Below are 24,500 nucleotides of genomic sequence, written 5' to 3'. Positions count from 1 at the left end.
CCGCTTGGTACATATAAGCTTCTGGATTTTATTCCGTTTGATCCTGTTAATAAAAAAACAGTCGGAATTGTGCAGGATACTGCGGGACATAACCTCCGTTATGCCAAGGGAGCACCACAAGTTATTGCGAAGTTGTGCGGGCTGGTAGAAGGAGCGGTCGACTCTAATGATTCCAGTCCAACAACCGAATATTTCGGCAAGGTTTCTGAGTTAGCCAGTCACGGAACCAGATCTTTGGGCGTGGCCGTTTCTCAGGACGATGGAAAAACTTGGGTCCTGTTAGGGCTACTGCCTATGCTGGATCCACCGCGTCCTGACGCAGCGGCAACTATCGCTCAGGCAAAAAAACTTGGACTATCCGTGAAGATGGTCACAGGTGACGACGTCGCAATTGGCTCTGAGATTGCCCATCAACTGGGATTGGGAGAGCACCTGCTTAAAGCGAGTGATATATTCTCACCAGATATGAACCCAAATAAAATTCCAGTTGATGCAGCGCGTGCAGTTGAAGTTGCAGATGGATTTGGACGTGTTTTCCCTGAACATAAATTTGAAATTGTTAAAGCTCTGCAGGAATTGGGTCATATCGTCGCCATGACGGGGGATGGTGTTAATGATGCCCCCGCTTTAAAACAGGCAGATTGCGGTGTTGCCGTGAGTGGAGCGACTGATGCTGCCCGTTCTGCAGCGGCACTTGTGCTCACTGCTCCGGGATTATCAACGATCGTAAATGCGATAGTTGAAGCTCGGGCAATTTTCGAACGTATCACATCGTATATTTATTATCGTATCGCGATGACGATTGATATTATGTTCTTAGTGGTCGCTTCTTATCTCGTTTTCGGTTTCCAGCCTTTGACCGCTATTATGATCGTTGTATTGGCTCTCCTTGACGACATTCCGATTATGACAATTGCTTACGATAATGTTGTGACATCACCTCAGCCAGTGCGCTGGGACATGCATCGCATTATTTCCTTTTCTTCCATTATGGGTATTGCATCTTTGGCCGAAAGCTTTGGCCTTCTACTTCTTGGTATTGCTTGGATGCATACACCTTGGTTGATGGGAATCGTTTCGCTGACGACTGCTCACCTTCAGACAATGATCTTCCTGCAACTTGCTGCTGGTGGCCATTTGCTTCTGTTTGTTGTGCGAACGCGGCACACGATTTTTAAACCCCCTTATCCTAGCCGTCCGCTCTTCCTTGCGGTGGTTGGAACACAGATTGTGGCAGTTTTACTCTGTGTATTCGGTGTTCTTGTGCCGGCGCTGCCTTGGATAATGATTGGTGTTGTTTGGGCATATGCTCTTGTTTGGATGGTGATTATTGACGGAATTAAGATTTTCACTAACTCTCAAATGATGCGTCGTGAAAAAAATAGTCAAAAATTATCTCATCCTATTAATCAGTAGTTGAAAACTTTAATAAGGAATTTATGTCATGGATTTACGTCGCAAACTGATTGTCAAACCAGGTACAAGCGTTCGATTGAAAAATATCGATGCTTCTTATCACGCACACTACAAATCAGAACATGAAGCTGAAAAAGATATTGAAAATCATCAGGCTCGCGTCGGGGAACACCAGCAAAAACTATATGCTGAAAAAAAACATGCTCTTCTAATTGTTCTTCAAGGCATTGATGCCGCGGGAAAAGATGGTACTTGCTGGCATGTAATGAAGGCAATGAACCCTCAAGGCACATCTGTGCAGGGTTTCAAGCAGCCGACAGAAGAAGAAAAACTTCATGACTTCTTGTGGCGTGTCCATCCACACACACCTGGTCGAGGACAAGTGGGAGTTTTTAACCGATCACATTACGAAGATGTGCTGGTGACAAGGGTGCATGATCTTGTTCCCAAAAAAGTCTGGTCAAATCGATATGACCTCATCAATGATTTCGAAAAAATGCTGGTCGCGAATAATGTGACTATTCTAAAATTTTTCCTGTATATTACGCCAGAAGAGCAACTAGAACGCTTTCGTCAACGTCTCGACGACCCTACTAGACAGTGGAAAATTAGTGACGCTGACTATAAGGAGCGAGAATACTGGGATAAATATACTGATGCGTATCAGGACATGATGGAAAAATGTTCAACAAAACACGCTCCTTGGTTTATTATTCCGTCAAATAATAAATGGTTTAGAAATCTTGCGGTGTCCAATATTATATGGAAAACCCTTCAGGACATGAACCTACTTTTCCCAGAGCCTACGGTTGATATTGAAAAAATTAGAAAGGAATATCATCAGGCAAAAAAGGAGAAGATTTAATTCAATTGTTTAAGACCGGTCTCCCGGCTTGAACTTTAATGTTCTTGATGTCTAGACTGGTACAATTTATGAATGTAACTCTTTTTATTTTCTTAATGGTTTATTTGGCAATGGGGCTAGGCAAATTGCCTGGCTTCAAAGTCGATCGTACCGGAGCCGCCATGATTGGTGCCATGGCTATGATGGCTGTGGGCAGTATCGGTGCTAAAGCGGCATGGGTGGCGGTAGATTATCGAACGATCGGTATGCTTTTTGGCTTAATGGTCGTGTCGGGTGCGTTTGCTGAGTCTGGTTTTTATGAATGGGCTGCACGTAAAGTCGCGACCTTATCTGTCGGACCGATAGCGCTTTTGGCAGTTTTCGTAGTTGTGTCTGGTTTCCTCTCGGCATTACTAACAAACGATGTCGTTGTTGTTGCTATGACGCCCCTTTTAGTATCCGTCACTTTGGCTCGAAGACTTAATCCTGTGCCATTTTTATTGGCATTTTGCTTTGCGGCAAATACGGGATCAGCTGGAACTTTAATTGGCAGCCCGCAAAATATGATTGCTGCACAAGAACTAGGAATTTCATTTACGGGATTCTTATCTGTAGCTGGGATACCCGCTTTATTATCGCTGCCAGTTGTGTGGGGTATTGTTGCTTGGATGTATAGAGGAAAATTTACTTTAAAAGATTCAGAAATTCCCCAAAACATATCAACTAAACAACCCGTAGCAATGCCTTTAAATATTCATGAAACTTGCAAAGCTGCTATCATTACCGTCGCTGTTATCATTGCATTTGTTTTGGATTTTTGGCCAAAAGAGCTAGTTTCTCTAACTGCTGCAGCAATTTTATTGCTAAACCGTAAAATTTCTTCTCAAGATGTTCTTCATAGAGTCGATGCCAACCTTTTGCTTTTAATATCCGGATTATTTATTGTAAACGCTGCCCTATCGAATACAGGATTACCCCAAAATATTTTATACCATCTTCATAAAGGGGGTGTTGATTTGAATGATCCTATATCATTATTTTTCACCAGCGCGACTTTGAGTAATATTATCGGAAATAATCCTACTGTTATGTTACTTGTTCCATTCTTGAATCCTGGAACGCATGCAAATGCTATGGGAGCAGCGCTTGCATTAGGGACAGGATTTTTCAGCAACCTGATAATTTTCGGAAGCCTTGCGGGCATTATTGTTGTAGAACAGGCAGCGCTTTGCGGCGTAAAAATTTCATTTAAAACATTTACGCGCGTGGGAGCTCCGGTCTCTATAATTTGTATGTTAATGGCAACGGGTTGGATCTCTTTCCTTATGAGAAATTATTAATAAGACTGATAGGGAAAGACTTATTATCGATCCGATCAGTATATCTGGTTGCTTTACGGAAGAAGCAACCAGATCCTTGTCAGGAATTATTATTATCTCTGGAACGCTGGAGCATTCCAAACAGATCACGTGGATCGTCTGGATCAGCCAACATGTCCAGCTTTTCATATAAGCCGGTAGTCTCCAATTTATCGCGAACGTAACGCAGAGCTGAGAAATCCTCGATTGCAAAACCAACGGAGTCAAATAGAGTAATCTGGTTTTCTCCTGAACGACCTTTAGCTTCGCCAGTGATAACCTGCCAGAGTTCAGTGACCGGATGATTTTCAGGCAACTGCTGGATTTCACCTTCAATACGTGTCTGAGGCGGATATTCAGCAAAGATAGAGGAACGCAGAAGAATATCACGCTGCAGTTCTGTCTTTCCGGGACAGTCCCCACCGACCGCATTGATATGAATGCCCGCGCCGATCATATTATCAGACAGAATAGTTGCACATTGTTTATCAGCGGTGACAGTCGTGATGATGTCCGCACCATCTACAGCATCTTCGCTAGTCGTACAGATTGTGATATCGAAGCCCTGTCCTTTCAGGTTACGAGCACATTTTTCCGAAGCTGAACGATCCAGATCGTACAGGCGTAGTGCATTGATTCCGACAATCTCCCGAAACGCCATAGCCTGAAACTCAGACTGTGCGCCATTCCCAATAATCGCCATGGTCTTGGAGTGTGCGGGAGCCAGGTATTTGGCCGCCATTGCAGAAGTTGCTGCTGTGCGAAGTGCAGTTAATAATGTCATTTCAGACAAGAGTACCGGATATCCTGATGCCACATCAGCGAGCATTCCGAATGCTGTTACTGTCTGCAGCCCTTCCTTCATGTTCTTCGGGTGACCGTTGACATATTTGAAACCGTATAAACTACTATCGCTTGTCGGCATCAATTCGATGACACCTTCCGCTGAATGAGCAGCCACACGAGGGGTTTTGTCAAATTCCGGCCAACGCTTGAAATCAGCTTCCAGATATTCCCCAAGTTCGCGCAGAAAAGTCTCAATCCCGATTGTATGAACGAGCGCCATCATGTTCTGAACTGACACGAATGGTACAAAGGCGAGATGTGAAGGGGCAGGAGCAGAAAAAGGCATCTCAGTAGGTCCTTGTTTTGCGTTCGAGAACACGGCGTCCAAAGAGACTGGCAGTCAGATCGGTCATAAGCAATGCAGTTTTGGCGCGCACATCAAGAAAGGGATTGAGTTCTGCCAGATCCAATGATGTCACGAGGCCGCTATCGTGAAGCATCTCCATGATAAGATGCGCCTCACGGAATGTTGCGCCACCGCAAACAGTTGTTCCGACGGCAGGAGCAATATCCGGGTCCAGAAAATCCACATCCAGACTGACATGTAATCGACCATTAGCTGCTCGGACCCGTTCCAGAAAGCTGTTGAGTGGCGCAACAATTCCCTGTTCATCAATCGCGCGCATATCGAAGACCGTAATGCCGATTTCCGAGACATGGCGTTTTTCCGCCTGATCGACTGAGCGAATACCCATCATACATATATTACGAGGATCCACAGGAGCAAGTGGTGGTGGAAAGCCCTCGAAACCCGTTTGGCCAGTGAAATAAGCAACAGGCGTGCCGTGCAGATTTCCACTGGTCGTTGTGTGAAGAGTATGCAGATCTGTATGTGCATCCAACCACAGGACGAACTGGGGGCACCCCAGATCCTGTGAATGACGGGCAACGCCGGAGACTGTTCCCGCGGACATGGAGTGATCGCCACCGAGGAAAATCGGGAAGTCACAGGCTCGGGCCATTTCGTATGCCCGCTCGCTGAGACTTTTTGTCCAGGCGATGATTGCATCCAGATTTCGCACGGCGGGGTTGGAATGACTTATGTCCGGCATTTCTGTCGGCACGGCATCTCCGACATCCGTTACCGCCCATCCCAGACCTCGCAGGATTTCTGGCAGTTCGGCTATGCGAAAAGCTGTCGGACCCATGATGCATCCTCTTTCGGATGTTCCACTTTGTGTGGGAACTCCGAGGATATGGCATGTTTTCACCTCAGCTCCTTTCAGGTAAACGGCTTACTGATCACATAAGATTCTGTATTCGGTTATCCGGTATCTTTCTAGTGAAGCTTCTTGTGAATGACGCATCCCATGCAAAATGTAACGGTCGTCATTGATGTCGGGAATCCTGAGCTCGACAGCAAAATCAAATGGGTTAATGCTTCTGACCCTGCAACAAGGATTTTGAGGCAAGTCTACAGGCTGCGAGATCCCACGCAGCACACCCGACGCTTTTGAAAAAGATCGGTTGTACTTCAGGCGGCCTGTTTTGAAGGAAATCCGCCAGAGATCTGACTTCGGACCAGTTCTTTCCGGCCTGTAGAATATCTCCTGCTTCGTGTGGTGCGCCAATAGGATCATCGACGACGCAAAGGCTTTTCAAGACGATTTCGGGACCGATCTCGATCATGTCTGGGCGATACGCTCCCACGCCAATAACCAGCGTTTTCGATGAAGCACTTGCATCAAACAGAATGTTACGGCTGCTGGTTACGGTAATGACGGCGTCGTACTGATACGCAGTATCCTGTTCGACCTCGATCCGTAAAGCAGGGTAGGGGCCTTCAACCAGAAAACCTATGCGCTTCTTGTTCCTTCCTCGTATTGAAACTGACAGACCCGGATAGAGTTCATTCAAGGCTTCAAGATGAACGGCAGCCTGAGCCCCGGTTCCAATGAGTAGAACGTGGTGGAGGTTTGCAGGACGCAAGCAGGACAGTCCCAGCAGTGAAACTGCGGCGGTACGGCGTTCGGTCGCGGTAATGCCGTCCATGGCAAACAGAAATCGTCCGTCTGCTCCGTCCAGGCACGTTACCTGTCCCTGGAGTGTTGGCAGGTCTGTATTCTCCGGGAAAATAGTCAATAGTTTGTGGGCGATCAGATCCGGGCTACAGGCCACCATCGACAGCACGGTTCCGCGTTGATCGGCCGTTGGAACGACGAGGCGTTCCGGGCAGATGATTGTCCCGTCCCGGTATTCTGTGATGGCTGCCCTGAGCGCTGTGATCAGCGGCTGAAAGGGCAGAGCCTGTCGTGTTTCATCGGCTGAAAGAATGCGCATGGAAGCTCCGGGACGGTGTCAGGGAATCAGAATTTTTTCAGGATCCGAGGCGTGCAACCAGAGTCATTTCGACTTTCCAGGCCGGGTCCGCCAGACGTGCCTCTACCGTGGCACGGGCAGGCTTGGCACCTTGATCGAGCCATGCGTCCCATGCCTTGTTCATCTCGCCAATCTCGGAAATATCCGTCAGAAAGATCTGTACAGAGACGATGTCGCTTTTCCGGCTTCCGGCTTGTGCCAGAAGGCTATCAATCTGATGGAGGACGTTGGCAGTCTGCCCTTCCGTGTCCAAAGTTTCGTCGGTTGTCACCTGACCCGCGAAATGGATCATGCCATTGCAGATGACGGCGCCGCTGAGGCGCTCATGAGGATCCAGACGTGTGATCGACATTGCTGATGGTCCTTGTTCTTGGAGAAGGAAATTTCAGGAAATGATTGCGGGCTGCGTCATGATGTCCTGCAAATAGGCGTCATACAGACTGCGAAATACCGGACCGGGAGCACCGCCACCGACACTCACACCATCCATTTCGATAACGGGAACGGCGATCGTCGAGGCGCTCGTGTAAAAGGCTTCTGTCGCACTCAGAACTTCCGCCTTTGAAAATGGCCGCTCCACGATTGTCAGACCATGACGTTTGGCAATTTCAATGATCGTCCGGCGCGTAATGCCCGGCAGGATATCCTGGGAAAGATTGCGCGTAATCAGTTCGTTGCTCGCACTGACGATGAATGCAGTTGAGGAAGCGCCTTCGGTAATCTCGTCGCCATCCAGCATCCATGCTTCGTTGACCCCAGCCTGCTTCACGGCGTGCTTGGCCATGACCTGCGCCAGAAGCGATGTGGACTTGATGTCCCGCCGCGCCCAGCGCAGATCGGGCACGGTGATGATCCGCCCACCGGTTTCGATGAGCGGATTGGACTGGACCCGTGAGAATTGTGGAAACATCACAACGGTCGGTTCAAGGCCTTCGGCATATTGGAAAGCCCGCTCCGCCACGCCGCGACTGACCTGAATATAGATCAGCCCGTTGCGCAGTTCATTGCGCCGCATGAGTTCGGTTTCAATCTCGGTCCATGCTGCAATGCTGAACGGATTGGCAATCCCGATCTCCGCCAGAGAGCGCTCCAGACGCTGGAGATGGTGGTCGTTATCCACAAGACGCCCCTCGATGACAGCCGTCACTTCATAGACGCCATCACCGAAAAGAAATCCGCGATCCATGACAGGAATGACGGCATCCCGAAGAGGAACGAATTCCCCCCGTACGAACCCGATACGGTTGTCGACAGTCGACACGATCCCTCCATTGCAAGCCGGTCTGTTGAGATCCTGTATAAAAGAAGTTTCCTGCACTGGCATATCGGATATCCGGATCTGCTATTCACCAGTGTGATACTGCCCAGCAACTGGCGATAGAGCAGACACTGGACGTACCAGCGCATGCCATGGAGTATTTTTCGACCCGATATCACTCGTAGAACAGGCAGGCGATCCTTATGGAGCATTTTGATCTCATTCTGAAAAACGGGACTGTCGTTACTTCATCGCAGGAACGTGCCGATATCGGCTGTCGAAACGGCAGGATCGTCGCCATCGGAAATCTCGGCCGCGCAGAGGCAACCGAAGTCATCGATTGTACCGGCCTGCACGTATTGCCGGGTGTCATTGACCCCCATGTCCATCTGCGCGAACCGGGCAATCCCAGCGTCGAGACCATCCATGACGGAACGAAAGGTGCCATTCTTGGTGACGTGCTCCCCGGAAATGTCACCATTTTAAAGTAGAGTCCGATCGAGAAGGATACGGACGAATGAAACGCAGTCGTTTTACGGAAGAGCAGATCATAGGGGTGCTGAAGGAACAGGAGGCTGGGCTCAAGGTCTCTGATCTTTGCCGCAGACACGGGATCAGTGATGCGACGTTTTACAAATGGAAGACCCGCTATGGTGGCCTTGAAATATCGGAAGCCAAACGGTTGAAGGCATTGGAAGATGAAAACAGTCGTCTGAAGCGTCTCCTGGCGGATGCGATGCTGGATAATGCGGCGTTGAAGGAAATTGTTGGAAAAAAGTGGTGACGCCTGTCGCAAAGCGGCAGGCGGTCCTACACCTTCAAAAGGGTCTGGAACTGAGTGAGCGTCGCGCCTGTGCCCTTGTTGGTCTTGCCAGGCGTGTTGCGCGGTATGTTTCCACCCGGGCAGATGATGCCGCCCTGCGCCAGCGCCTGCGGGATCTGGCGAGCCAGAGACGCCGCTTTGGCTATCGCCGCCTGGGTTATCTTCTGGCTTGGGAAGGGTTTAGCCCCAATCACAAGAAGCTGTTCCGCCTTTACAAGGAGGAAGGGCTGAAAGTCCGCCATCGGGGTGGCCGCAAGAGGGCACTGGGGACGCGTTCTCCCATGACCATCCCTCAGGAACCCGGGCAGCGCTGGAGCCTGGATTTTGTCTCGGATGCCCTGATCTGTGGCCGCCGGTTCCGCATTCTAGCTGTTATCGACGATTTCAGTCGCAAGAACCTGACATTGGTTGCCGACACGTCATTATCAGGTGGACGGGTGGCGCGGGAACTGACGGTCCTGGTAGAACGATATGGCAAACCCTTCATGATTGTCAGCGACAACGGTACGGAGTTCACATCCCATGCCATCCTGAAATGGGCGGATGAGATGAAGATTGAATGGCACTATATCGCCCCCGGTAAACCGCAGCAGAACGGCTTTGTCGAAAGTTTCAACGGCCGGCTGAGGGATGAATGCCTCAACGAAACGCTGTTCACCTCCCTCAGCCATGCCCGACAGGTTCTGGCTGACTGGCGGGAAGACTACAACACGGTGCGTCCCCATTCCCAGCTGGGTGGCAGGACACCGGATCAGGTCGCCAGACAAGTGTCTCGGGGGCATGCCCCCGAGACACTTGTCATCCCACCAACCCCAAGCCATAAAAAACGAAAACTCTCCTTTTGAGTGGATACAAAAAGGGGGGCACGTCAGCAGGAAAGCCGATTGGGACAGGATTGAGCAGGTGTTCAATCTCAACCGTCAGGGCATCTCTAATACTGAAATCGGTAAGCGTCTCGGGATATCACGCTCTTACGTCTGGAAAGTGATTCGCAGGCAAGGAGAGCTTTTTGCTTCTTGATAGGTGTGGGTTGCTTTCTCCAAAAGACTACTCCAAAATCGTTCTCCAACCCATAATCTTGGGTTGATAAAACATAACGATTTCAAGGAGTTATCTAATGCACTGGCGGAGAGAGTGTCTTCCGCAAATATTATATAATACATTGATAATAATTCATTTTATTTAAGATTTTAATTTTAATCCCACATAAAATACCTACCAAGAGATCCTTAATAAGAGCAATACGGTATGCCTCCTAACGCCTTCATATCTGCCGGTCCAGTAACCAATCCGCTTTTCAAAAAGCAGTCATTCCTTATACAAATCCGTGTAAATAGTGACCGTCATGAAGGTAAGGTCGGGTTCCACTCGAACCCAGAAGAGATGAGACCCGCTTCAGCCTAAGCTGTTAATTAATAAATTTTTTCCAAAGAAAAATCAGAACCTGATGTGACGCAGGCGAAAGATCTATCGTTCTGAAAGTTCCTAGTATATAATCTTTGCATTTAAGAGATGGGGTTAAGGAGAGCGACGACAATGTATATTTTGAGCGGCAGATGTGCATCTGATGACTAATGCAGCTCAGACGCCGACTCCCTTTCCTCGAGGAGTATTTGAGGCGTCTATGAATTTGCTGGAAAAGCAGTTGTGGCTTTTTAAGAAGGCGCCGGAATTTACAGCCCTTCTTGCTGAATGTCCCAGCGACCAGCATCGGCAGATGATTATTGATCTGCTTGCGCGGACAACCTATGTTTCCGCGGTACAATATTTTGATATTATCGATCAGATGCGCGAACATGTGGAAACAGTTTGGAAACTGACACCTGCCGAGACTCTGTTCGTCAGCTCGAACAATAAGCATCATATTGACAGTTCGAAAGAGGTACTGAACCAACTCAAATCGAGCGCTTGGAAGAACTCAGCGTGGAATAGGCAACAATTCCACGTCGCGTTCTCGAGCGCGATAAACGCCGCCAAGGATGGTTATACCCTTGTGATCACAGATGACTTTGTTGGGTCTGGCGGCAGCATGCTTAAGGCATTGGATTGGTTCGTGAGAGAATCTAATAAGAAGAACATATCAATAGACTTGCGCGTCCTGACGGCTGGCGGTTGCCAAGAAGGTATCTCGAATATCCGCAGCAACGGATATACAGTAGAGTGCATGCTCACGATAAAAAAAGGGCTATCCGATTACCTGTCGGGTCAATCGCTTTCCGACGCGCTCAGTCAGATGACGGACCTCGAGAATGCTTTGGCGAAAATTAGTATAAATAGTTTCTGCAATTACCGGCTTGGTTGGGGGCAGCAGGAAGCTATCTACGTACGGCAAGGTGGTAACACACCTAATAACGTGTTCCCAATATTCTGGTGGAGGCGACTGAAACACGGTAAGGTCCGCGGCTCCATCATGCACCGGACCTGATCATGCGCTCTTCGATCAGAGAACTAGCGCGCGTCATATATTTTTCTGAGGGTGAGGTCGATTTATATAAGCTCCACTTGGAGTATCGGCTTTCGCCGTTCGAGGTGTCATTTGCTGCCCGATTTTTTGTAAAAGTTGGCATCGCAGAGCTCGATGGTATCAGTTTGGTGTTGCGCACGAGTGCCAAAGAATGGCTTTTCGAACGTCGTCAACGGTTCTTTATGCAGGCGAAGCGGCCGTGGGCAAATGACTTAAGGGATGGGGTTGATCCGTCAGAGCCTTATCTACCAGAACTTTCTCGTGTGGACCGGGATTTTTTCTATCGCAAGTTGCGTCATTTGGAGCTGTGAGTTATAAAATGAATAGCGATGGTGTGGTTAGACAAAGAGGCGGGTTCGCCTCGGTTGCAAAGGGCTTCGTTAGGCGCTCGGTAATCGTTCGATTACCGAAACGCGCTTTCAGCGCTCTTAGAACTACATATAATAGTAGTTCTAGCAAATCTCTATGATCGATAGTATCCGCACCATCGCGTCAAACTTCCGCATTGACGTGAATGATTGGAGGTCTTTTTTTGAGATCCATGGCGGTCGTCAGAAGCGTCTGATTGCGGGGTACCTCGCTTTTGTCGAGGAAATGGCGACGCACGGCTTGCCGCCAATTTTCGAAGGTCGGCATCTGCGAAAGCTCCTCGGCGCAACGCAAGCTGAATTCGGTAGTATGACCAGTAATCCGGAAAGCCACTACCGGTCCTTCACCATTCCGAAACGCAATGGTGGTGAACGAACAATTCTCACTCCCACCCCGCTTTTGCTTTACTGTCAACGGTGGATTGACTTGTTTATCCTCCGCAAAATTCCAGTACACGATGCCGCGCATGGTTATATCGCCGGCCGGTCTAATATTTCTAATGCGAAAATTCACTTGGGCAGCGCCCAACTCCTTTCGGTGGATATTTCCAATTTTTTTGAGAATGTAAATGCTGGGAAGGTTGCTTATGTCTTTCAATCGGCGGGCTACCCTCCAGCCGTTGTCTTCTTGCTCACGAGACTGTGCACCTACAAGGGACATTTACCGCAGGGAGCTGCATCCAGTCCGCAGCTCAGCAACCTCGTGATGCGAGGTTTTGACGAAACGCTCCAATCTTATGCAAACGTACGAGGACTTCGTTATTCTCGCTATGTTGATGACATTGTTTTGTCCGGGCGACATATTGGACCAAACGATGTCAATGCTGTGGAGGAAGCGCTTAAGCAAGTCGGTCTAGCCCTCAACCCAAAAAAAATCCATTTCCAGCGCGGTCGAAAAAAAATTGTCACTGGAATCTCAATCGGTTCAGGTCGACTGCTTTTGCCACGCGAGTTACGTCGGCGCTATAGGAATGAAACATTTTTGACGTTGAAGAATATTACCGCTGCTACCGAAAGAGATCCTATTGCGTTGGAACGGCACCTCGGACAACTTGCGTATTGGACAAATATCGAACCCGGAAATGAGCGTGCTCTGCATTTGCTCAAACAGGTCCGGAGCGTGTCGACTTGCTAAAACCGGATCTAGAGCCCTTTTGGAAATTCGTTATCTGACGCTAAATCATTCTTACCGAGCGCGTATGGTGTCAGAAAATAGCAAATTTCCGTTATTCTCATGGCTATATGGCGTTCTTCTCTCTACCCATTTTTGCCTCGCTAGCCTTTTCAAAAGGGGCTCTTACTCGCTCGAGTAATTTGTTGTTTAAGATCGCCTGATCCGCTCCAAAATGAGCCTGTCGGTGGCAATTGGGGCAAAGTGCGGCAACCGATGCTGGGTGATCCGGACCGCCATCACTGAGTTTGTGGATGTGGTGAGCTTCTAGATAAGGCTGCCCTGAGGACGTCAAAAACGGAGCCGGACTTCTGCAAGCCTCACACAACCCCGCAGCACGGGCCAAAACGTAGTCTCGCACGGCCTTGCTGCGTGCTCTGACATTCGCAAGCGCGACACGTGAGCTTGCCGCTGTGGGGGCAAGAGCCGCTTTCAATGCTCGTCTTTTCAGTTCTGCTAAAGGCAGATCGGTCGGAGCCTCTGCCGCAAGATCTTCAGCCTCGATGGAGAGCCCGTTCTGAGGCACCAACGTAAAGACAATCGCCTGCCGCGGTTGGCCGTTCATATCGGGCTGCTGTTCCATTTCCCAACCACCACAGACATAGAGTCCTTCAAACCGAACTGGGCCGCCTTTCTTGGTTTGCTGAAACAACAACAGGTCTTTGCCATTCTGCACATGGTCGCAGATGGCTCGATTTCCCGAGATCATCTGCATATCGCCAAGCTGGCCTTGCCCCGTATATCGGAAGCTCCCATCCGCCTCGAAAACGTCTTGGTAGCCGACATGGCCGGCACCATGCCCAGTAAAAATGAAGATCCCAGGTGCGTTAGCAGGCGTTGAGATACCGCCCTGTTGTTGCCCACCAAAGCGCGCATGAATGTCATTGCGACGATGATAGGATCGATGAAGTTCGAACGGCCAAAGCATGGCTCAATTGGTTCCATAAGATTGCAGCAGGCACAATGGCGTGCCTCACAGAGCGAGACTGGCGTCCTGAGCCTTTTCTCGCGCCTTGTGCTCTCCCACCTGCATATCGGCTCCGCGTTCCTTAAGCGCACGAGCCGCCATTCCTGCACGCTCCTGGAGCCCAACTTGCATCTTCGAGCGGTTATCCGTGTAAAGCACGCTCTCAGCCTTGGCCCGCGAAAGGGCCACATAGAAGCTCTTCTGCTCCAAAAGATGCGTGGCCGAGCTCTCGGCGTTGGCAAACACCCGATCTGCCGTTCGTCCTTGAGCTGCAAACGCGGTGGACACATAAGCATGAGAGAGATGTCGGTCTCGTGTGCTCTCCAGGACGATCGTCTCAATCCGATTTCCTTGGAGTTTGACGCGGGCAAAGCCTTGGGCTGCATCGATTGCGACCACCTCTCCAAGCTGCCCATTCACGCGCTTCGCCGCTTTATCGTTCCGCGTAAACTGCACCCGATCCCCAACGCGAAGCTCTAGCGCTTCCTCGCGATAGACTTGGGCCTGCGCCGCCCCCCATTGCTTCGGATGCCAGGCAAGCTCTCGCCCGCGCTCATCCTGAAGCATGAGCACATTCCTGGCCTCATCGATTTGAATGACCCGATACGCGCCATGCCGAGAGACGCCCTTATCGGCGTAATCCTTCGCAAAGCGCACAATATCGCCGAGCTCATAACTCTCCGCCCGCTTGGCCTCCGCTTTGGTGAGGTCCTTGGACACGAACTTCGTCGCGTTGAGAGCCTCAGCGCCAAGCTGACCGCGTTCGATGAGTTTGTTCCGAATATCCTGGGTCAGAGCATCCCGTCCTTCGCGTGAGGGCTCAATGACCAATGTTTTCTGGCGCTCCTCGGTGCTGAGAGCGGCATAGTCCGCAGCAATCTGCGCAAAGCGGGCTTCACGACCGGCAATCTCCACCACACGCCCGCCGCCACGATCCAGGGCCTCCAAAGCCTTTTTGGCGTTCCCCTCCAAGCTGGCCTCAACGGCAGCCTTTGTGTGCTCATTGGTCTGGCGCAAGATCGTTGTCAGCTTAGCCGTTTCCATGCCCGCTTCTTGGAGTTGCTCAAAGGCGGCTCCGGCTTCAATGGAGCCAAGCTGCTTGATATCGCCTACCAAAAGCACCCGCGCCCGATGGCTCTGGGCGGTGCTCATGAGCTTCGCCATGTCCTTGGCAGAGACAAGCGACGCTTCATCGACAATCCAGAGCTGACGCTGCGAGCTGGGGCGCCCTGGTGCCAGAAGATGACGCGCCAAAGTATCGGCTCGACTGTCGAGCGCATTCCCCAGCACCTGCGCGGCTGAGGCGGTCGGGGCCAGGGCTGTGACGCGATAGCCTTGCGCTTCCGCGCTTTTCGCAACAGTCGCCAAGACCGTCGATGTCTTGGCCGTGCCTGCATAGCCTTGGAGGCCAACGATCTGATTGCTGTTTGTGAGGATCTGCGCGGTCGCGGCACGCTGCTCCTCATTCCAGACGTACCCTTTGAGAGCTGAGCGCTGCTCAGCCTGAGCCACGGTTTTGCCCGCCTCAAGGGGTGAGAGGATGGGCGCAACTTTGTGCCGTCCGTTCTCTTCCAACCGCAAGAGCGTCATCTCATGGGCGATATTGGCCGACGTCGTCATGCCCTCAAAAGCCGCACCCCGATAATCAAGATAGGCCCGCCTTTCCAGGCTGCCAGCCGTCTCAGCCCGCGTGATCGCCTCGGCAATGTCGGTCTGACTGACCGCACCAAGCGCAAAGCGTCCTGCCGCCTCATGCAGCGCTGTCGTGGCAAAGACAGAATTGCGCTCGCCCAGCATCGCCGCCCCTTGAGCAACAACCTGATCCGCTAACAGCTCCCGGCCAAACGTGTTAGGGCTCTCTTGGCCGGCTTGCGCCGCAAGGCGCCCCTGAGCCTCTGCCACAAGCTGACGGCGCTTTTCCTCTGTCAGTCCGGCTGAGTCTGCGGCCTCTCTCCAAGCCTGCACGAGTTCAGCCTGGGGCACGGCCTCTTTGGCTTGGCGAGTATCCAGCGTGATCGTCTGTTTTTCGGCGGCACTCGCCTGAGCGCGCGACTTCCCACGCTCCGCCAGCTGCGCCTCGATCGCCTGCGCTCTTTGACTGAATGTCTCCAAGCTCTCAGGAGAGAGACCGGCAATCTCAAAGCTCGAATCTTTGCCTTTGGTGATCTCGTAGCCCAGCTGTGTCACCTCATGCGCTAACTCTTGGCGATAAAGCGCACCCAGCTGCTTTTGGAGTTGATACAGAGCCCGTGGTTCCAAGCTCCGCCAATGGCCGTCTTGGTCCTGGGTCATGTTCAAAATGACGTTGTGGCTATGGAGCTGCGGATCGAGCGCGCGGCTGGTCCCGTGTCGGAAGCTTGCAATCACAAGGTTCTGCGTGACCTCACGGCGGACCTCGCCATCTTCCCGAATGCGGGTTGCCGCCAAATGCTGCTCGGCAAGGGCCAGTGTGCGCTGTACCGCTGCCTCATGGGCTTCAATCAGACGACGATCGCCTGCTACTTCCGCCATGACCGATACCGACTTCGGCGCACTAAAAGTGAGATCCCATCCAGGGCGATGGCTCCATTCTCCATCGCGCTGTGTGCCCAGACGCTGATCCGCAGAAATCTGTCCGTGGAGGAGGCGTGTAAACGCCTCCTGATCGACCTCACCAGAGAGGCCGAGTTCGGCCGCACCTTTGCCCAACCAGACAGAGGGCGCATGGCCGTCCTCCGAATAATAGTCGTCGGCCTCATAATAGGCGCTGGCTTGCGCCGCATTGGTCAGCCCGGAAACGGTCGCCACCATCAGACTGGCCCCCGATCACGTGCGGGTTTGGGTGGAACGGCTGATGTCGGTTTTTGCGCCGTCTTGGATGGCGTTTTCTCAAGGGCGGCGTCTTCACGTACAGCATTCTGCCTGTCTTGTTTGCCCCAGAATGTTTTGGCGGGGTCGATCGCTTCAAAAGCTGCGGCTTTTGGAGCGCCACGGGCCGAAATGTGGTCTGTGCTGAGTGCGATTTGAGCCACTGGCAAGCCATCCGGGAGGAGCAGATAACCGCGTCCTGGAGGGAGGCGGAACTGGCTCTCCATCACAGCAGGCCGGACTTCCCGCCGAGAGCTCACGGTGATTTGGGGTTTGCGGGTCTTGGTATCCATCACGCCCGAGACAGTTTGGATCTCCACCTCGACCTTGCCGATCGTGCCAGAGGCGCGCTCGCGGCTTTCCGTATCTGAAAGCTGAAGAAACAGCTTCGTGTTACAGTTACCCAAAATGGCCTGGGCATCTTGCTCGCCGTAACGGCTGCGCATCTGACCGATGCTCTGAAAGGTCAGAATGACCGCCGCCCCGAACTGTCGGCCTTGCGGCAAGAGGCGCGTCATATTGTCAACGCGAGGAAGATCAGGGAATTCGTCGAGCACAAACCACAGGCGCCGCGTGTTTGAGGGTGGTAACGCTAGAGTGGCGGAGGCCGCGCATTCGAGCCAAAGCGCCATGAGCGGTTTGACGGCCTCGAAGTAATCTTCCTTGCGCGGCACAAAGACCCACGGGGCGCGTGTTCCGTTTTTGTGCTGATCCAAGATTTTGAAGAAGGCAGCAAAAGAGAAGCTCTTCGCGCCCGGTTCCGGCTCGGCCCGCAGGAACATCAGCAGATTGACGGCCTTGGCGAGCATGAAGAGCACGCTGGCTGTGGCGCGTTCTGCATCTTGGGCAAAGGTGCGTGCTGAGGAGGTATGCGCCAGCCATCGGCCCAGCTCCTCGCTCGTCATATATTGCAGGGCCTCAATCAGCGCGGTCGGTGTTCCGCGTTGTTCTTCCCAAAGCTGGCGCAAGATATTGGCGACCAGGATGCGCGCTGTCTCCAACCAGACATCCCGATCCCGGTCACCAGTTTCATTGATCAGATAGCGCGCAAGCCGCGCTGCATCCGCCGGATGCTGGATCTCGTCGAAGAGATTCCAATAAGCTCCGCGGGCATCAAAGGGGCTGAGAATGATGTCGCCCCGCACGGGGTTATAATACTGAGCGACGAAGGTGCCGGAGATGTCATAGACAATCGCAGGCTCGCCACGGGCTTCGATGCCGTCGAGAATCTGACGCATGGCTGTGGTCTTGCCGGACCCCGTCGAGCCATCCAGCTCAAAATGGCGGGTTTCAAAACCGCGCGGGATCGGCACTGATCCGATGAAGAGTGGCGCAGGGTCATCAGGGTTGGCCGTGGCCTTGGCGAGCGTTTGGGCTGAGACCAGTTGCGTTCCGCTGATATAGCGGTCTGCTAGCTCAGCAGCGGCTTTGCGCTGTCGTTTGTCTTTGGTGAGCCAAAGACCCGCAATTGCGGCACCGCAACCCAGGATCAGGCCGATTGCGACGCGCTCAAAAAGGCCAAACATGCGCCCCCGGAGCCAAGGCTCGCTCAGAACCTCCTGCGCGGCGGTGTCGTAGGTTTTGCCTTCAATACTTACGTGCATGGGCACGTCTTTGCCCGTCATCGCCATGACGGGGCGTTGCGCCTCTGCATAGAGAAAAGGACCTGCCAGGCGCAGCGTCTCCTGTGGTGTCGTGGCAAGACCTGCCAGCAGGCCAGTCACGAGGGCCGCGAAGAGGACGATGAGTAGAGCCTGACGCGCACGGGCGCCGCTCTCGGAGCGTCGAAGGGCGCGCAAAGCTTGAGCATGAGCGCGTTGGTCGAGATCATTGCTCATGAGGCGTCTCCGGCATGAGAAAGCTGGCGCTGAAAGGCGGCCATGATGTCATCGCTGAGTTGGGTGTCATCGACACGGGCCGGTGCGGCGGCGCGGGCATAGACATAGGCTGCACAGGCCACATAGAGCGTGCGTTCTGTGAGACGCTCGACATGGGCAACGCGGGCGCTGAGCGCTCCCAGTTCTTGCGCGACCTCGTTGAGGAGCGGGGTTTGGCCGCGCTCTTCGATCACGCTCGCGAGTCCGCTACGCACGCAGAGCTGTAAGAGCGCATAAGGGGTCAGTTCACGAGCTGCCGCGTGCTTGCGTAGAGCCTGATCGAGCGCCCTTGGCAGGCGCAGAGTGTGCTGGACCGTGCTCATGGCTGCACCTGCCCGTGTAGGCCATCCGCACTCTCGAAAAAATTAGGCGCGCCAAGGTGTCGACCAGAACCGCTGGATGTGTAGGCGGATCGCACGCGCTGAAAAGCGCAGCCCCAAGCCGCAGGCCAGTGCGTGGGGTGTGTTCTTCTTTCTGTGGCCCGAGACGAAGTCTCGGGTCGGTCGAACGGGAGAGAGACAGACTGTCGTTTAGACATGCTGACCTCCTCTGGATGAGGAGGTCGAACGGCGCCGTTTCTGTGTTTTGGCGGGTGTAGGCCGTGTCTCTAATGAGTCTGGATGAAACACTGAGGCCGTATCGTCAAGAAGCGCGTCGAGATCGACTGTTGGGCCTGGCGGATGGCGAGGCTCAGGGGCAGGCTCGCGCTCTTGATACTCCGCGACCCAATCGACGATCGTGCTTTCGATGGCGATCTGGATCTGTTGGTCCAGGTCGTACGCGTCTTCTGGCGGGAGGCGAACATCGAAGCCGGGTGTCTCAATGATTGCGCCTGTCGGGCGGTAGGCTTTGCCGTGCTCCAGCAACGGACCAGAGATGACACAGGTCGATGTGGAGCCATGATAATAGGCCAGAGGGGGCATGTCGTAGCGAAACCAATGCGACGTGGCGCAGCGGTAGCTCTCGCCAATTTTGTCATCAGTGATGAGCTTCTCGATGATGGGGCCAACCCCCCGTAGAATACGGGCTGGCGCTTTGACCGAGAGGGTCTGGTCAGAGGCGGGCGATAGCCAGGACTGAAGGCGTGCAAAAGCACTCAGGAACACGGGCATGCGAGATCCTTTTCGCGTTCGAGGACGCAAATTCGTGGAAGGGTGAGAATGTTCGAGAGGTCTGAGGCGGTGTGGCGCTTAACGACGCAGGCGCCGCCTCAGACCGCTAGCGGTAGGATTGGGTCGGGAGGCTCTTGAGCCAGTGCTCAATGTCGCCAGAGCGCCATCGGACGCGGCCTCCGCCAACCATGATCGGGAGCGGGATTTGGGAGCGCTTCATCAGGCGGTAAATGCTCGACCGGCTGCGATAGCCCGTCATACGGAGCACATCATCAATCGTGAGAAGAAGAGTGTTTGGCATCAAACTGTCCATGTGTGTGCAATCCCATTTCAAGTTGCACCACCACGTTGGACGCGTTGAAACCAAACGATAATGTCGTTGATGAATTATGATTAAGGATGACTATTTTTGAAAAAAATGAGGTTCTTAAGAACCTCATTTTTTTTGCGACGGTGTGGAAAAATAAGGCCGGATATCTTTTGTGCCTCTTTTTCCGAGAAGCAGGTTAGTGAGAGTTGTGCGGCCAAAACCGTGAATTTCACGGGTCTTCATCTGAAGCTTGTTTCTGATCTCATCCTCGATACGTTCCTTTATTTTTTCGAGTGTGCCTCTGGCACCGCCTCGTCTTAACTCGCGTCTCGCGGCAGTGAGCGCCGTTTTATAAATTGTTGACTTATGAGGCGGTATCTCGCCCAGAAGGAACGCGTCTAGACATGTTTCGAACGATGGCTCATCGCCTTGGCAGAGCCAATCGTAATCGGGATTCTTATTGCGATTAGGTTCTTCTTGAGAAATGAGAGGCTGGTCGTCGTTGTGGCTTGGATTGACGCTATCTTGGGTGAGTTCTGCTACGTGGTCTTCAGTAGGCAACTGTCGTGAGGTCTCTGAGGCGCCACTTTCAGCATTCCTGATTGTTTCGGGTTGAATGAGTTCAGGTTGCCTTAAAACGTATACTGGTCTCTCAAACCCCGTCCCAAAACGAGAGACTGAAACATATGACCAAAGTTTCTTGCGTTGCGAAGCAAGCAGGGGAGAATATCGATTACGATAAAAATCAGGAGAGATCCTCTTATCGAGACAGATATTGTTTTTTGAGATTTTGGTATCGAGCGAAACCTTGCCGGGTAACGCACGATAGAAACTTTCCAGCTGGCCACTAAGTAAATCGTCAAAAATCTCAGAGAGATAATTTTCCAAAGGATCAGCCGGGGTGAATTTATTCTCGTTTGTGCCATGGTTTTGATAAAAATGTATGAATGGTATTATTCCGATCGCTGCTAAAATGCTTGCAGGTAACAATAAAAGACTAATGGCATGATAAATTTTATGCTGAGTGTTTATCGTTGAAAAAACACCAGAAGAAGAAATTATAAAAACAATTATACATGCAACAAAAACTGTAGAGGATAAATTATTCAGCCTCTTGGCTCGATAGAAAATAGGTTTTATATCCTTCTCAATATCGTTTTCGCTTTTTTGGCTTTTGTCGGTAATATATTGATTGAGTGTTACTGCTTCTAACTCGTGTATCTTGTTGAGCATATTAGACACAGTACTGCCCCCACGCATCCATCATCACCCGCCGTTTCTCCAACAGGTTTCCTCGGCGATAAGCGGCTTCGACCTTGTTCCCAATCGCATGGGCCAAGGCCATTTCGGCGATATCACCATCAAAGGTGGTTTCTTCTGCCACCCAGTCCCGGAACGACGATCGAAAGCCATGTGGGACGGCTTCGATTTTGGCGTCTCGACAGATTTTAGTTAGCGTCATGTCTGATAAGGGCTTCGCACCTCGCTGTCCTGGAAAGACGAGAGGGCTCCGTGCCTCCCGATAAGTCGCAGCTTTACGCAGTAGGGCAAGTGTGGGTGGTGAGAGAGGGATGACATGCTCTCGACCAGCTTTCATACGTTCCGCCGGTATCGTCCAGAGGGCAGTCTCAAAGTCGATCTCATCCCACGTTGCGCCCCGGACCTCGCCAGAGCGTGTTGCCGTGAGGATTAGCACCGAAAGAGCCAAGCGACCGATCGAATCACTGTCTTGGAGGTAAGCGAGAAATTGCGGCACGTTTGCATAGGGTAACGCTGCGTGATGAACGGGCTTGGCTTTGATCCGAGGCAGAGACTTGTCCATGGCGGCCAAAGGGAGCGGCAGGGTTCGGTAGCCTTTGCCGATAGCCCAATCGACGACGCTACCAATGCGCTGACGGACCCGGCGCGCGGTTTCCGGCTTCTCCGACCAAATGGGGGCGACAACATCGCGCGCGTGGTGCCCCTCGAGTTCGGCGATCGAAAGATCGCCAATGATTGGAAACGCATAGCGTTCAAGGGTAGAAAGCCACTGAGCGCGGTGCTTCTGATTTTTCCAGCTCGCTTTGTTCTCAGCAAAGACCAGAGAGACGGCTTCTCGAAATGTGGGAATGCCTGCTTCTTTGCGGCGCTCAGAGACTGGGTCGATTCCGACCTCGACCTGCATCCGTGTTTTTACGGCGCGCTCTCTTGCAAGCGCTAAGGGCACCTTTTTGATGCTGCCTAAGCCGATATCCCGCCGTTTGCCGTTCTTCTGAACCCGGCAAACCCAGGACTTGCTTCCCGAGGCGGTCACAACAAGATAGAGCCCGTCTCCATCTCCGTAGCGTCCAGGCTCTTTGGTGGCTTTCACAGAGGTCGCTGATAACCGGCCCATCTATTCCCACACTCCATACCACGCGTGATGTGGGATAGAGTGCAATTCAGTGAGTCCGGATGCAACACCAAATGTGAAGATATCCGCAGAAATCCGCCATTTTTGGGACTATTTAAAACTGGATTGTAAGGGTGGCTGGCGGAGAGAGTGGGATTCGAACCCACGGTACGCTATTAACGTACACACGCTTTCCAAGCGTGCGCCTTAAGCCGCTCGGCCATCTCTCCTGTCGAGCGAGGCGGTGTTTACGAAAGGTTTGACGTCAGATCAAGCCCCTTTCGGGCATTTGCTACAAATTTTTCAATCAGTTCAGCAGATTTATAGCCCGGGGAGGATTCAACCCCTGAGGAAACGTCTACTGCCGGGGCCTGACTTTCCTGAATTGCGTTTCGGACATTCTGAGGGGTCAGACCGCCTGCAAGCATCCAGAATGAAGGGGAAGCCCAGTTTTGCGTTAAGGACCAGTCAAAGGTTCGACCAAGCCCTCCCGGACGGCTGTCCTGTGCCTGTTTCGGGGCTTCGATAACATATCCTGACATTTGTGGATCTGTCGGTAAGTCAGCACGTGAGGCGATGCCACAGGCCCGCCAGACAGGACGTCCAAAGCGGGACTGAATTTCGAGCGCGCGGTCAGCAGTATCGTAAATCTGCAGGATATCCAGCGGAACTGCCTTCAGAACCTGTTCTATCGATCTGTCATCTGCTTTGACAAAGAGGCCAACCCGAAGGGGGCCGTTTTCCTGCGCGGATGGTGCGCTATCGTGCAGCCGTGATGCCTGATCGGCCATCACGACTCTGGGGGAGGTTTCGCAGAACACGAACCCGACCCAGTCCACTCTCAGGCGGGCACAGAGCGCCATCGTCTGAACGTCCCGGATGCCGCAGATCTTGACGCCCGTCATACGCTGGCAAGGTCTTCCATGATCGCTCTGGCAGCCTGAACAGGATTGGTGGCTTTCGTGATGGGCCTGCCGACAACGATCCAATCTGCGCCCGCCTTAGCAGCCTGAACAGGGGTCATGATCCGTTTCTGATCGTCAGCCGCGCTGCCAGCAGGACGAATGCCAGGAACGACCAGAATGGGATCGTCACCCAGAGCATCGCGCAGAGGGGCTATTTCATGTGCAGAGCAGATCAGACCATCTGCGCCGGCCTGAACAGCCAGTTTCCCAAGCCTGAGCACCTGCTCCTGAGGCGTTGCATTCACACCGGTCTCAAGCAGCCCTTCAGCATTCATGCTGGTCAGGACAGTAACTGCCAGCAGTTTGGGGCGCTGCGTCTGTTCGGGAAAGGCAGCTTCAAGAGCTTCTCTGGATCGCGAAATCATTTCCGTGCCGCCACTGGCATGGATGGTCGTCAGGGTCGGCTTCAGCGGGGCGAGGGCGGCAAGACCCGATGCAACTGTATGGGGAATATCGTGCAGTTTCAGATCCAGAAACAGTCGATGCCCCTTGGACACCGTTTTCACGGCATCCAGTCCGCAGGCATAAGTAAATTCAAGCCCCAGTTTGATGGCGTCGACGTCATTTTTCAGACTGTCTGCCCAATGCTGGGCCTGAGTACGCGAAGCGGTATCAAGAGCTACGATCAGTCGTGTGCGGCGCGACATGCTGGAAGTCAGACCTTTGTTTCTGGAGAAGCAACGGAAGAGGAGAGGGGAGATGTCGGGTTTTGCAGGCGGTCGAGACGCTGGTGAAGTTCCACAAGCTGGCTCTCCAGCGTGCGGACATGCTGCTCGGCCCGACGTGCACGTGAACGCTGCTGCATGTCACCGATCAGGCCGATCAGGAACCCGAACAGAAGCGCCACCACGCCAACCCCCAAAACCAGCGTACCAATCGACACATGCCAGCCGAAGGAAACCAGCCAAATGGGTTCCAGATCCGTATTGCTCAAGGCAAAAACGATCAGGACCGCAAGAAGAATAACGAGGATGAGCAATCTGAGCATGAACATGGTCCTATCGTGCTGTCTGCAGCGCAACAAGTCGTGCGGACAAGAAGAATGTTTTCCTGTCAGCACTGACGCAGGATGGCGATATCATTCCCAACGTATCGCAGAAGATCCATCACTGCACGAGTGAGGAAATAGAGCATGTCATTTTTTCCGAAAAACCGGATTTTCGACCAGAAACCGAGATATTGGA

Annotated in this window: 25 protein-coding genes and 1 tRNA gene; 9 read left to right on the top strand and 17 right to left on the bottom strand. The window is 52.4% G+C overall.

All coding sequences use genetic code 11. The features are described from left to right. From GKO01_RS09050 to GKO01_RS09040, 3 genes are all read left to right on the top strand, one after another. Positions 1–1,416 (top strand): HAD-IC family P-type ATPase (locus GKO01_RS09050; protein ID WP_145994751.1); only part of this gene is annotated, 1,416 nt, incomplete at its 5' end. 28 nt (positions 1,417–1,444) lie between these two features. Next, positions 1,445–2,281: a polyphosphate kinase 2 family protein gene (locus tag GKO01_RS09045; protein WP_099286788.1), complete on the top strand. Its 837-nt coding sequence runs from the start codon at positions 1,445–1,447 to the stop codon at positions 2,279–2,281. 68 nt (positions 2,282–2,349) lie between these two features. Beyond that, the gene (locus GKO01_RS09040) at positions 2,350–3,600 is read left to right on the top strand and encodes an ArsB/NhaD family transporter (protein ID WP_099286805.1); all 1,251 of its coding nucleotides are present in this window, start codon (positions 2,350–2,352) and stop codon (positions 3,598–3,600) included. A 79-nt stretch (positions 3,601–3,679) separates the two neighbouring features. Here GKO01_RS09040 and GKO01_RS09035 read toward each other — a convergent pair whose 3' ends face one another. The 5 genes from GKO01_RS09035 to GKO01_RS09015 all read right to left on the bottom strand — a co-directional run bounded on the left by GKO01_RS09035 (position 3,680) and on the right by GKO01_RS09015 (position 8,044). After that, positions 3,680–4,750 (bottom strand): ornithine cyclodeaminase, encoded by a 1,071-nt coding sequence (locus tag GKO01_RS09035; protein WP_099286787.1) that lies wholly within the window; start codon positions 4,748–4,750, stop codon positions 3,680–3,682. Position 4,751: 1 nt separating this feature from the next. Further along, positions 4,752–5,675, bottom strand: coding sequence for an arginase (gene rocF / locus GKO01_RS09030; RefSeq protein ID WP_099286786.1), 924 nt, complete (start codon positions 5,673–5,675; stop codon positions 4,752–4,754). Between the two features lie 163 nt (positions 5,676–5,838). Continuing rightward, a complete protein-coding gene (locus tag GKO01_RS09025; protein WP_099286785.1) occupies positions 5,839–6,744 on the bottom strand; it encodes a delta(1)-pyrroline-2-carboxylate reductase family protein in 906 nt (301 codons plus the stop codon). Positions 6,745–6,781: 37 nt separating this feature from the next. Beyond that, on the bottom strand, positions 6,782–7,135 hold the full coding sequence (locus GKO01_RS09020) for a RidA family protein (protein ID WP_099286784.1): 354 nt from the start codon (positions 7,133–7,135) through the stop codon (positions 6,782–6,784). 33 nt (positions 7,136–7,168) lie between these two features. Further along, positions 7,169–8,044, bottom strand: coding sequence for a D-amino-acid transaminase (locus GKO01_RS09015; RefSeq protein ID WP_218017430.1), 876 nt, complete (start codon positions 8,042–8,044; stop codon positions 7,169–7,171). A 200-nt stretch (positions 8,045–8,244) separates the two neighbouring features. Between GKO01_RS09015 and GKO01_RS09010 the strand changes: the two genes are divergently transcribed. From GKO01_RS09010 to GKO01_RS08990, 6 genes are all read left to right on the top strand, one after another. Continuing rightward, positions 8,245–8,532: a hypothetical protein gene (locus tag GKO01_RS09010; RefSeq protein WP_099286782.1), complete on the top strand. Its 288-nt coding sequence runs from the start codon at positions 8,245–8,247 to the stop codon at positions 8,530–8,532. Between the two features lie 26 nt (positions 8,533–8,558). Further along, positions 8,559–9,709, top strand: a protein-coding gene (locus GKO01_RS09005) for an IS3 family transposase (RefSeq protein ID WP_099286781.1) whose coding sequence is annotated in 2 segments (ribosomal slippage) — positions 8,559–8,817 and positions 8,817–9,709 — 1,152 coding nt in all. Because the reading frame shifts where the segments join, the coding sequence is not laid out codon by codon here. Beyond that, the gene (locus tag GKO01_RS16535; RefSeq protein ID WP_369690478.1) at positions 9,645–9,884 is read left to right on the top strand and encodes a helix-turn-helix domain-containing protein; all 240 of its coding nucleotides are present in this window, start codon (positions 9,645–9,647) and stop codon (positions 9,882–9,884) included. Before GKO01_RS09005 ends, GKO01_RS16535 begins: the two co-directional genes overlap by 65 nt. Before the next feature lie 547 nt (positions 9,885–10,431). After that, positions 10,432–11,289, top strand: coding sequence for a phosphoribosyltransferase-like protein (locus GKO01_RS09000; RefSeq protein WP_145994750.1), 858 nt, complete (start codon positions 10,432–10,434; stop codon positions 11,287–11,289). A 2-nt stretch (positions 11,290–11,291) separates the two neighbouring features. Then, a complete protein-coding gene (locus tag GKO01_RS08995) occupies positions 11,292–11,639 on the top strand; it encodes a hypothetical protein (protein ID WP_099286779.1) in 348 nt (115 codons plus the stop codon). Positions 11,640–11,793: 154 nt separating this feature from the next. Further along, the gene (locus tag GKO01_RS08990) at positions 11,794–12,831 is read left to right on the top strand and encodes a reverse transcriptase family protein (protein WP_099286778.1); all 1,038 of its coding nucleotides are present in this window, start codon (positions 11,794–11,796) and stop codon (positions 12,829–12,831) included. Positions 12,832–12,934: 103 nt separating this feature from the next. Here the strand turns inward: GKO01_RS08990 and GKO01_RS08985 are convergent, their stop codons facing one another. The 12 genes from GKO01_RS08985 to GKO01_RS08930 form a co-directional block, all read right to left on the bottom strand. Continuing rightward, positions 12,935–13,795: an HNH endonuclease gene (locus GKO01_RS08985; protein WP_099286777.1), complete on the bottom strand. Its 861-nt coding sequence runs from the start codon at positions 13,793–13,795 to the stop codon at positions 12,935–12,937. Between the two features lie 45 nt (positions 13,796–13,840). After that, positions 13,841–16,624, bottom strand: a complete 2,784-nt coding sequence (gene mobF, locus GKO01_RS08980) for a MobF family relaxase (RefSeq protein ID WP_099286776.1) — start codon at positions 16,622–16,624, stop codon at positions 13,841–13,843. Beyond that, the gene (locus GKO01_RS08975; RefSeq protein WP_244901395.1) at positions 16,624–18,519 is read right to left on the bottom strand and encodes a type IV secretion system DNA-binding domain-containing protein; all 1,896 of its coding nucleotides are present in this window, start codon (positions 18,517–18,519) and stop codon (positions 16,624–16,626) included. The genes mobF and GKO01_RS08975 overlap by 1 nt, the downstream gene beginning before the upstream one ends. Continuing rightward, entirely contained in the window at positions 18,516–18,881 is a 366-nt protein-coding gene (locus tag GKO01_RS08970) for a hypothetical protein (RefSeq protein ID WP_244901394.1), read from the bottom strand. The genes GKO01_RS08975 and GKO01_RS08970 overlap by 4 nt, the downstream gene beginning before the upstream one ends. 207 nt (positions 18,882–19,088) lie before the next feature. After that, positions 19,089–19,670 (bottom strand): hypothetical protein, encoded by a 582-nt coding sequence (locus GKO01_RS08965; RefSeq protein WP_099286775.1) that lies wholly within the window; start codon positions 19,668–19,670, stop codon positions 19,089–19,091. Between the two features lie 106 nt (positions 19,671–19,776). Beyond that, positions 19,777–19,971, bottom strand: coding sequence for a helix-turn-helix transcriptional regulator (locus tag GKO01_RS08960; protein ID WP_244901393.1), 195 nt, complete (start codon positions 19,969–19,971; stop codon positions 19,777–19,779). Positions 19,972–20,106: 135 nt separating this feature from the next. Continuing rightward, complete coding sequence (locus GKO01_RS08955) at positions 20,107–21,222, bottom strand: hypothetical protein (protein WP_145994749.1); 1,116 nt, start codon at positions 21,220–21,222, stop codon at positions 20,107–20,109. Continuing rightward, positions 21,215–22,354, bottom strand: a complete 1,140-nt coding sequence (locus GKO01_RS08950) for a tyrosine-type recombinase/integrase (protein ID WP_099286772.1) — start codon at positions 22,352–22,354, stop codon at positions 21,215–21,217. Before GKO01_RS08950 ends, GKO01_RS08955 begins: the two co-directional genes overlap by 8 nt. Positions 22,355–22,490: 136 nt before the next feature. Continuing rightward, positions 22,491–22,581: transfer RNA gene (locus GKO01_RS08945), tRNA-Ser, on the bottom strand. A gap of 18 nt (positions 22,582–22,599) precedes the next feature. After that, on the bottom strand, positions 22,600–23,256 hold the full coding sequence (locus GKO01_RS08940) for a phosphoribosylanthranilate isomerase (RefSeq protein WP_099286771.1): 657 nt from the start codon (positions 23,254–23,256) through the stop codon (positions 22,600–22,602). After that, positions 23,253–23,963 carry an orotidine-5'-phosphate decarboxylase gene (gene pyrF / locus GKO01_RS08935; RefSeq protein WP_099286770.1) on the bottom strand — a complete coding sequence of 237 codons (711 nt, stop codon included), beginning with the start codon at positions 23,961–23,963 and terminating at the stop codon, positions 23,253–23,255. The genes GKO01_RS08940 and pyrF overlap by 4 nt, the downstream gene beginning before the upstream one ends. 8 nt (positions 23,964–23,971) lie before the next feature. Next, complete coding sequence (locus GKO01_RS08930) at positions 23,972–24,304, bottom strand: LapA family protein (RefSeq protein WP_099286769.1); 333 nt, start codon at positions 24,302–24,304, stop codon at positions 23,972–23,974. Positions 24,305–24,500 lie beyond the last annotated feature (196 nt).

The sequence above is a fragment of the Gluconobacter kondonii genome, from assembly GCF_002723995.1.
Classification (GTDB): Bacteria; Pseudomonadota; Alphaproteobacteria; order Acetobacterales; family Acetobacteraceae; genus Gluconobacter; species Gluconobacter kondonii.
The sequence above is the reverse complement of the archived record's forward strand: the minus strand, read 5'-3'. Positions and strand labels throughout refer to the sequence as shown.

What these genes read in the sequence shown, in the direction of transcription:
- GKO01_RS09045 (WP_099286788.1), top strand. Translation starts at nt 1,445, where the DNA reads ATGGATTTACGTCGCAAACTGATTGTCAAACCAGGTACAAGCGTTCGA.
- GKO01_RS09040 (WP_099286805.1), top strand. Translation starts at nt 2,350, where the DNA reads ATGAATGTAACTCTTTTTATTTTCTTAATGGTTTATTTGGCAATGGGG.
- GKO01_RS09035 (WP_099286787.1), bottom strand. Translation starts at nt 4,750, where the DNA reads ATGCCTTTTTCTGCTCCTGCCCCTTCACATCTCGCCTTTGTACCATTC.
- GKO01_RS09025 (WP_099286785.1), bottom strand. Translation starts at nt 6,744, where the DNA reads ATGCGCATTCTTTCAGCCGATGAAACACGACAGGCTCTGCCCTTTCAG.
- GKO01_RS09020 (WP_099286784.1), bottom strand. Translation starts at nt 7,135, where the DNA reads ATGTCGATCACACGTCTGGATCCTCATGAGCGCCTCAGCGGCGCCGTC.
- GKO01_RS09010 (WP_099286782.1), top strand. Translation starts at nt 8,245, where the DNA reads ATGGAGCATTTTGATCTCATTCTGAAAAACGGGACTGTCGTTACTTCA.
- GKO01_RS16535 (WP_369690478.1), top strand. Translation starts at nt 9,645, where the DNA reads ATGCCCCCGAGACACTTGTCATCCCACCAACCCCAAGCCATAAAAAAC.
- GKO01_RS09000 (WP_145994750.1), top strand. Translation starts at nt 10,432, where the DNA reads ATGACTAATGCAGCTCAGACGCCGACTCCCTTTCCTCGAGGAGTATTT.
- GKO01_RS08995 (WP_099286779.1), top strand. Translation starts at nt 11,292, where the DNA reads ATGCGCTCTTCGATCAGAGAACTAGCGCGCGTCATATATTTTTCTGAG.
- GKO01_RS08990 (WP_099286778.1), top strand. Translation starts at nt 11,794, where the DNA reads ATGATCGATAGTATCCGCACCATCGCGTCAAACTTCCGCATTGACGTG.
- GKO01_RS08985 (WP_099286777.1), bottom strand. Translation starts at nt 13,795, where the DNA reads ATGCTTTGGCCGTTCGAACTTCATCGATCCTATCATCGTCGCAATGAC.
- mobF (WP_099286776.1), bottom strand. Translation starts at nt 16,624, where the DNA reads ATGGTGGCGACCGTTTCCGGGCTGACCAATGCGGCGCAAGCCAGCGCC.
- GKO01_RS08975 (WP_244901395.1), bottom strand. Translation starts at nt 18,519, where the DNA reads ATGAGCAATGATCTCGACCAACGCGCTCATGCTCAAGCTTTGCGCGCC.
- GKO01_RS08970 (WP_244901394.1), bottom strand. Translation starts at nt 18,881, where the DNA reads ATGAGCACGGTCCAGCACACTCTGCGCCTGCCAAGGGCGCTCGATCAG.
- GKO01_RS08965 (WP_099286775.1), bottom strand. Translation starts at nt 19,670, where the DNA reads ATGCCCGTGTTCCTGAGTGCTTTTGCACGCCTTCAGTCCTGGCTATCG.
- GKO01_RS08960 (WP_244901393.1), bottom strand. Translation starts at nt 19,971, where the DNA reads ATGCCAAACACTCTTCTTCTCACGATTGATGATGTGCTCCGTATGACG.
- GKO01_RS08950 (WP_099286772.1), bottom strand. Translation starts at nt 22,354, where the DNA reads ATGGGCCGGTTATCAGCGACCTCTGTGAAAGCCACCAAAGAGCCTGGA.
- GKO01_RS08940 (WP_099286771.1), bottom strand. Translation starts at nt 23,256, where the DNA reads ATGACGGGCGTCAAGATCTGCGGCATCCGGGACGTTCAGACGATGGCG.
- pyrF (WP_099286770.1), bottom strand. Translation starts at nt 23,963, where the DNA reads ATGTCGCGCCGCACACGACTGATCGTAGCTCTTGATACCGCTTCGCGT.
- GKO01_RS08930 (WP_099286769.1), bottom strand. Translation starts at nt 24,304, where the DNA reads ATGCTCAGATTGCTCATCCTCGTTATTCTTCTTGCGGTCCTGATCGTT.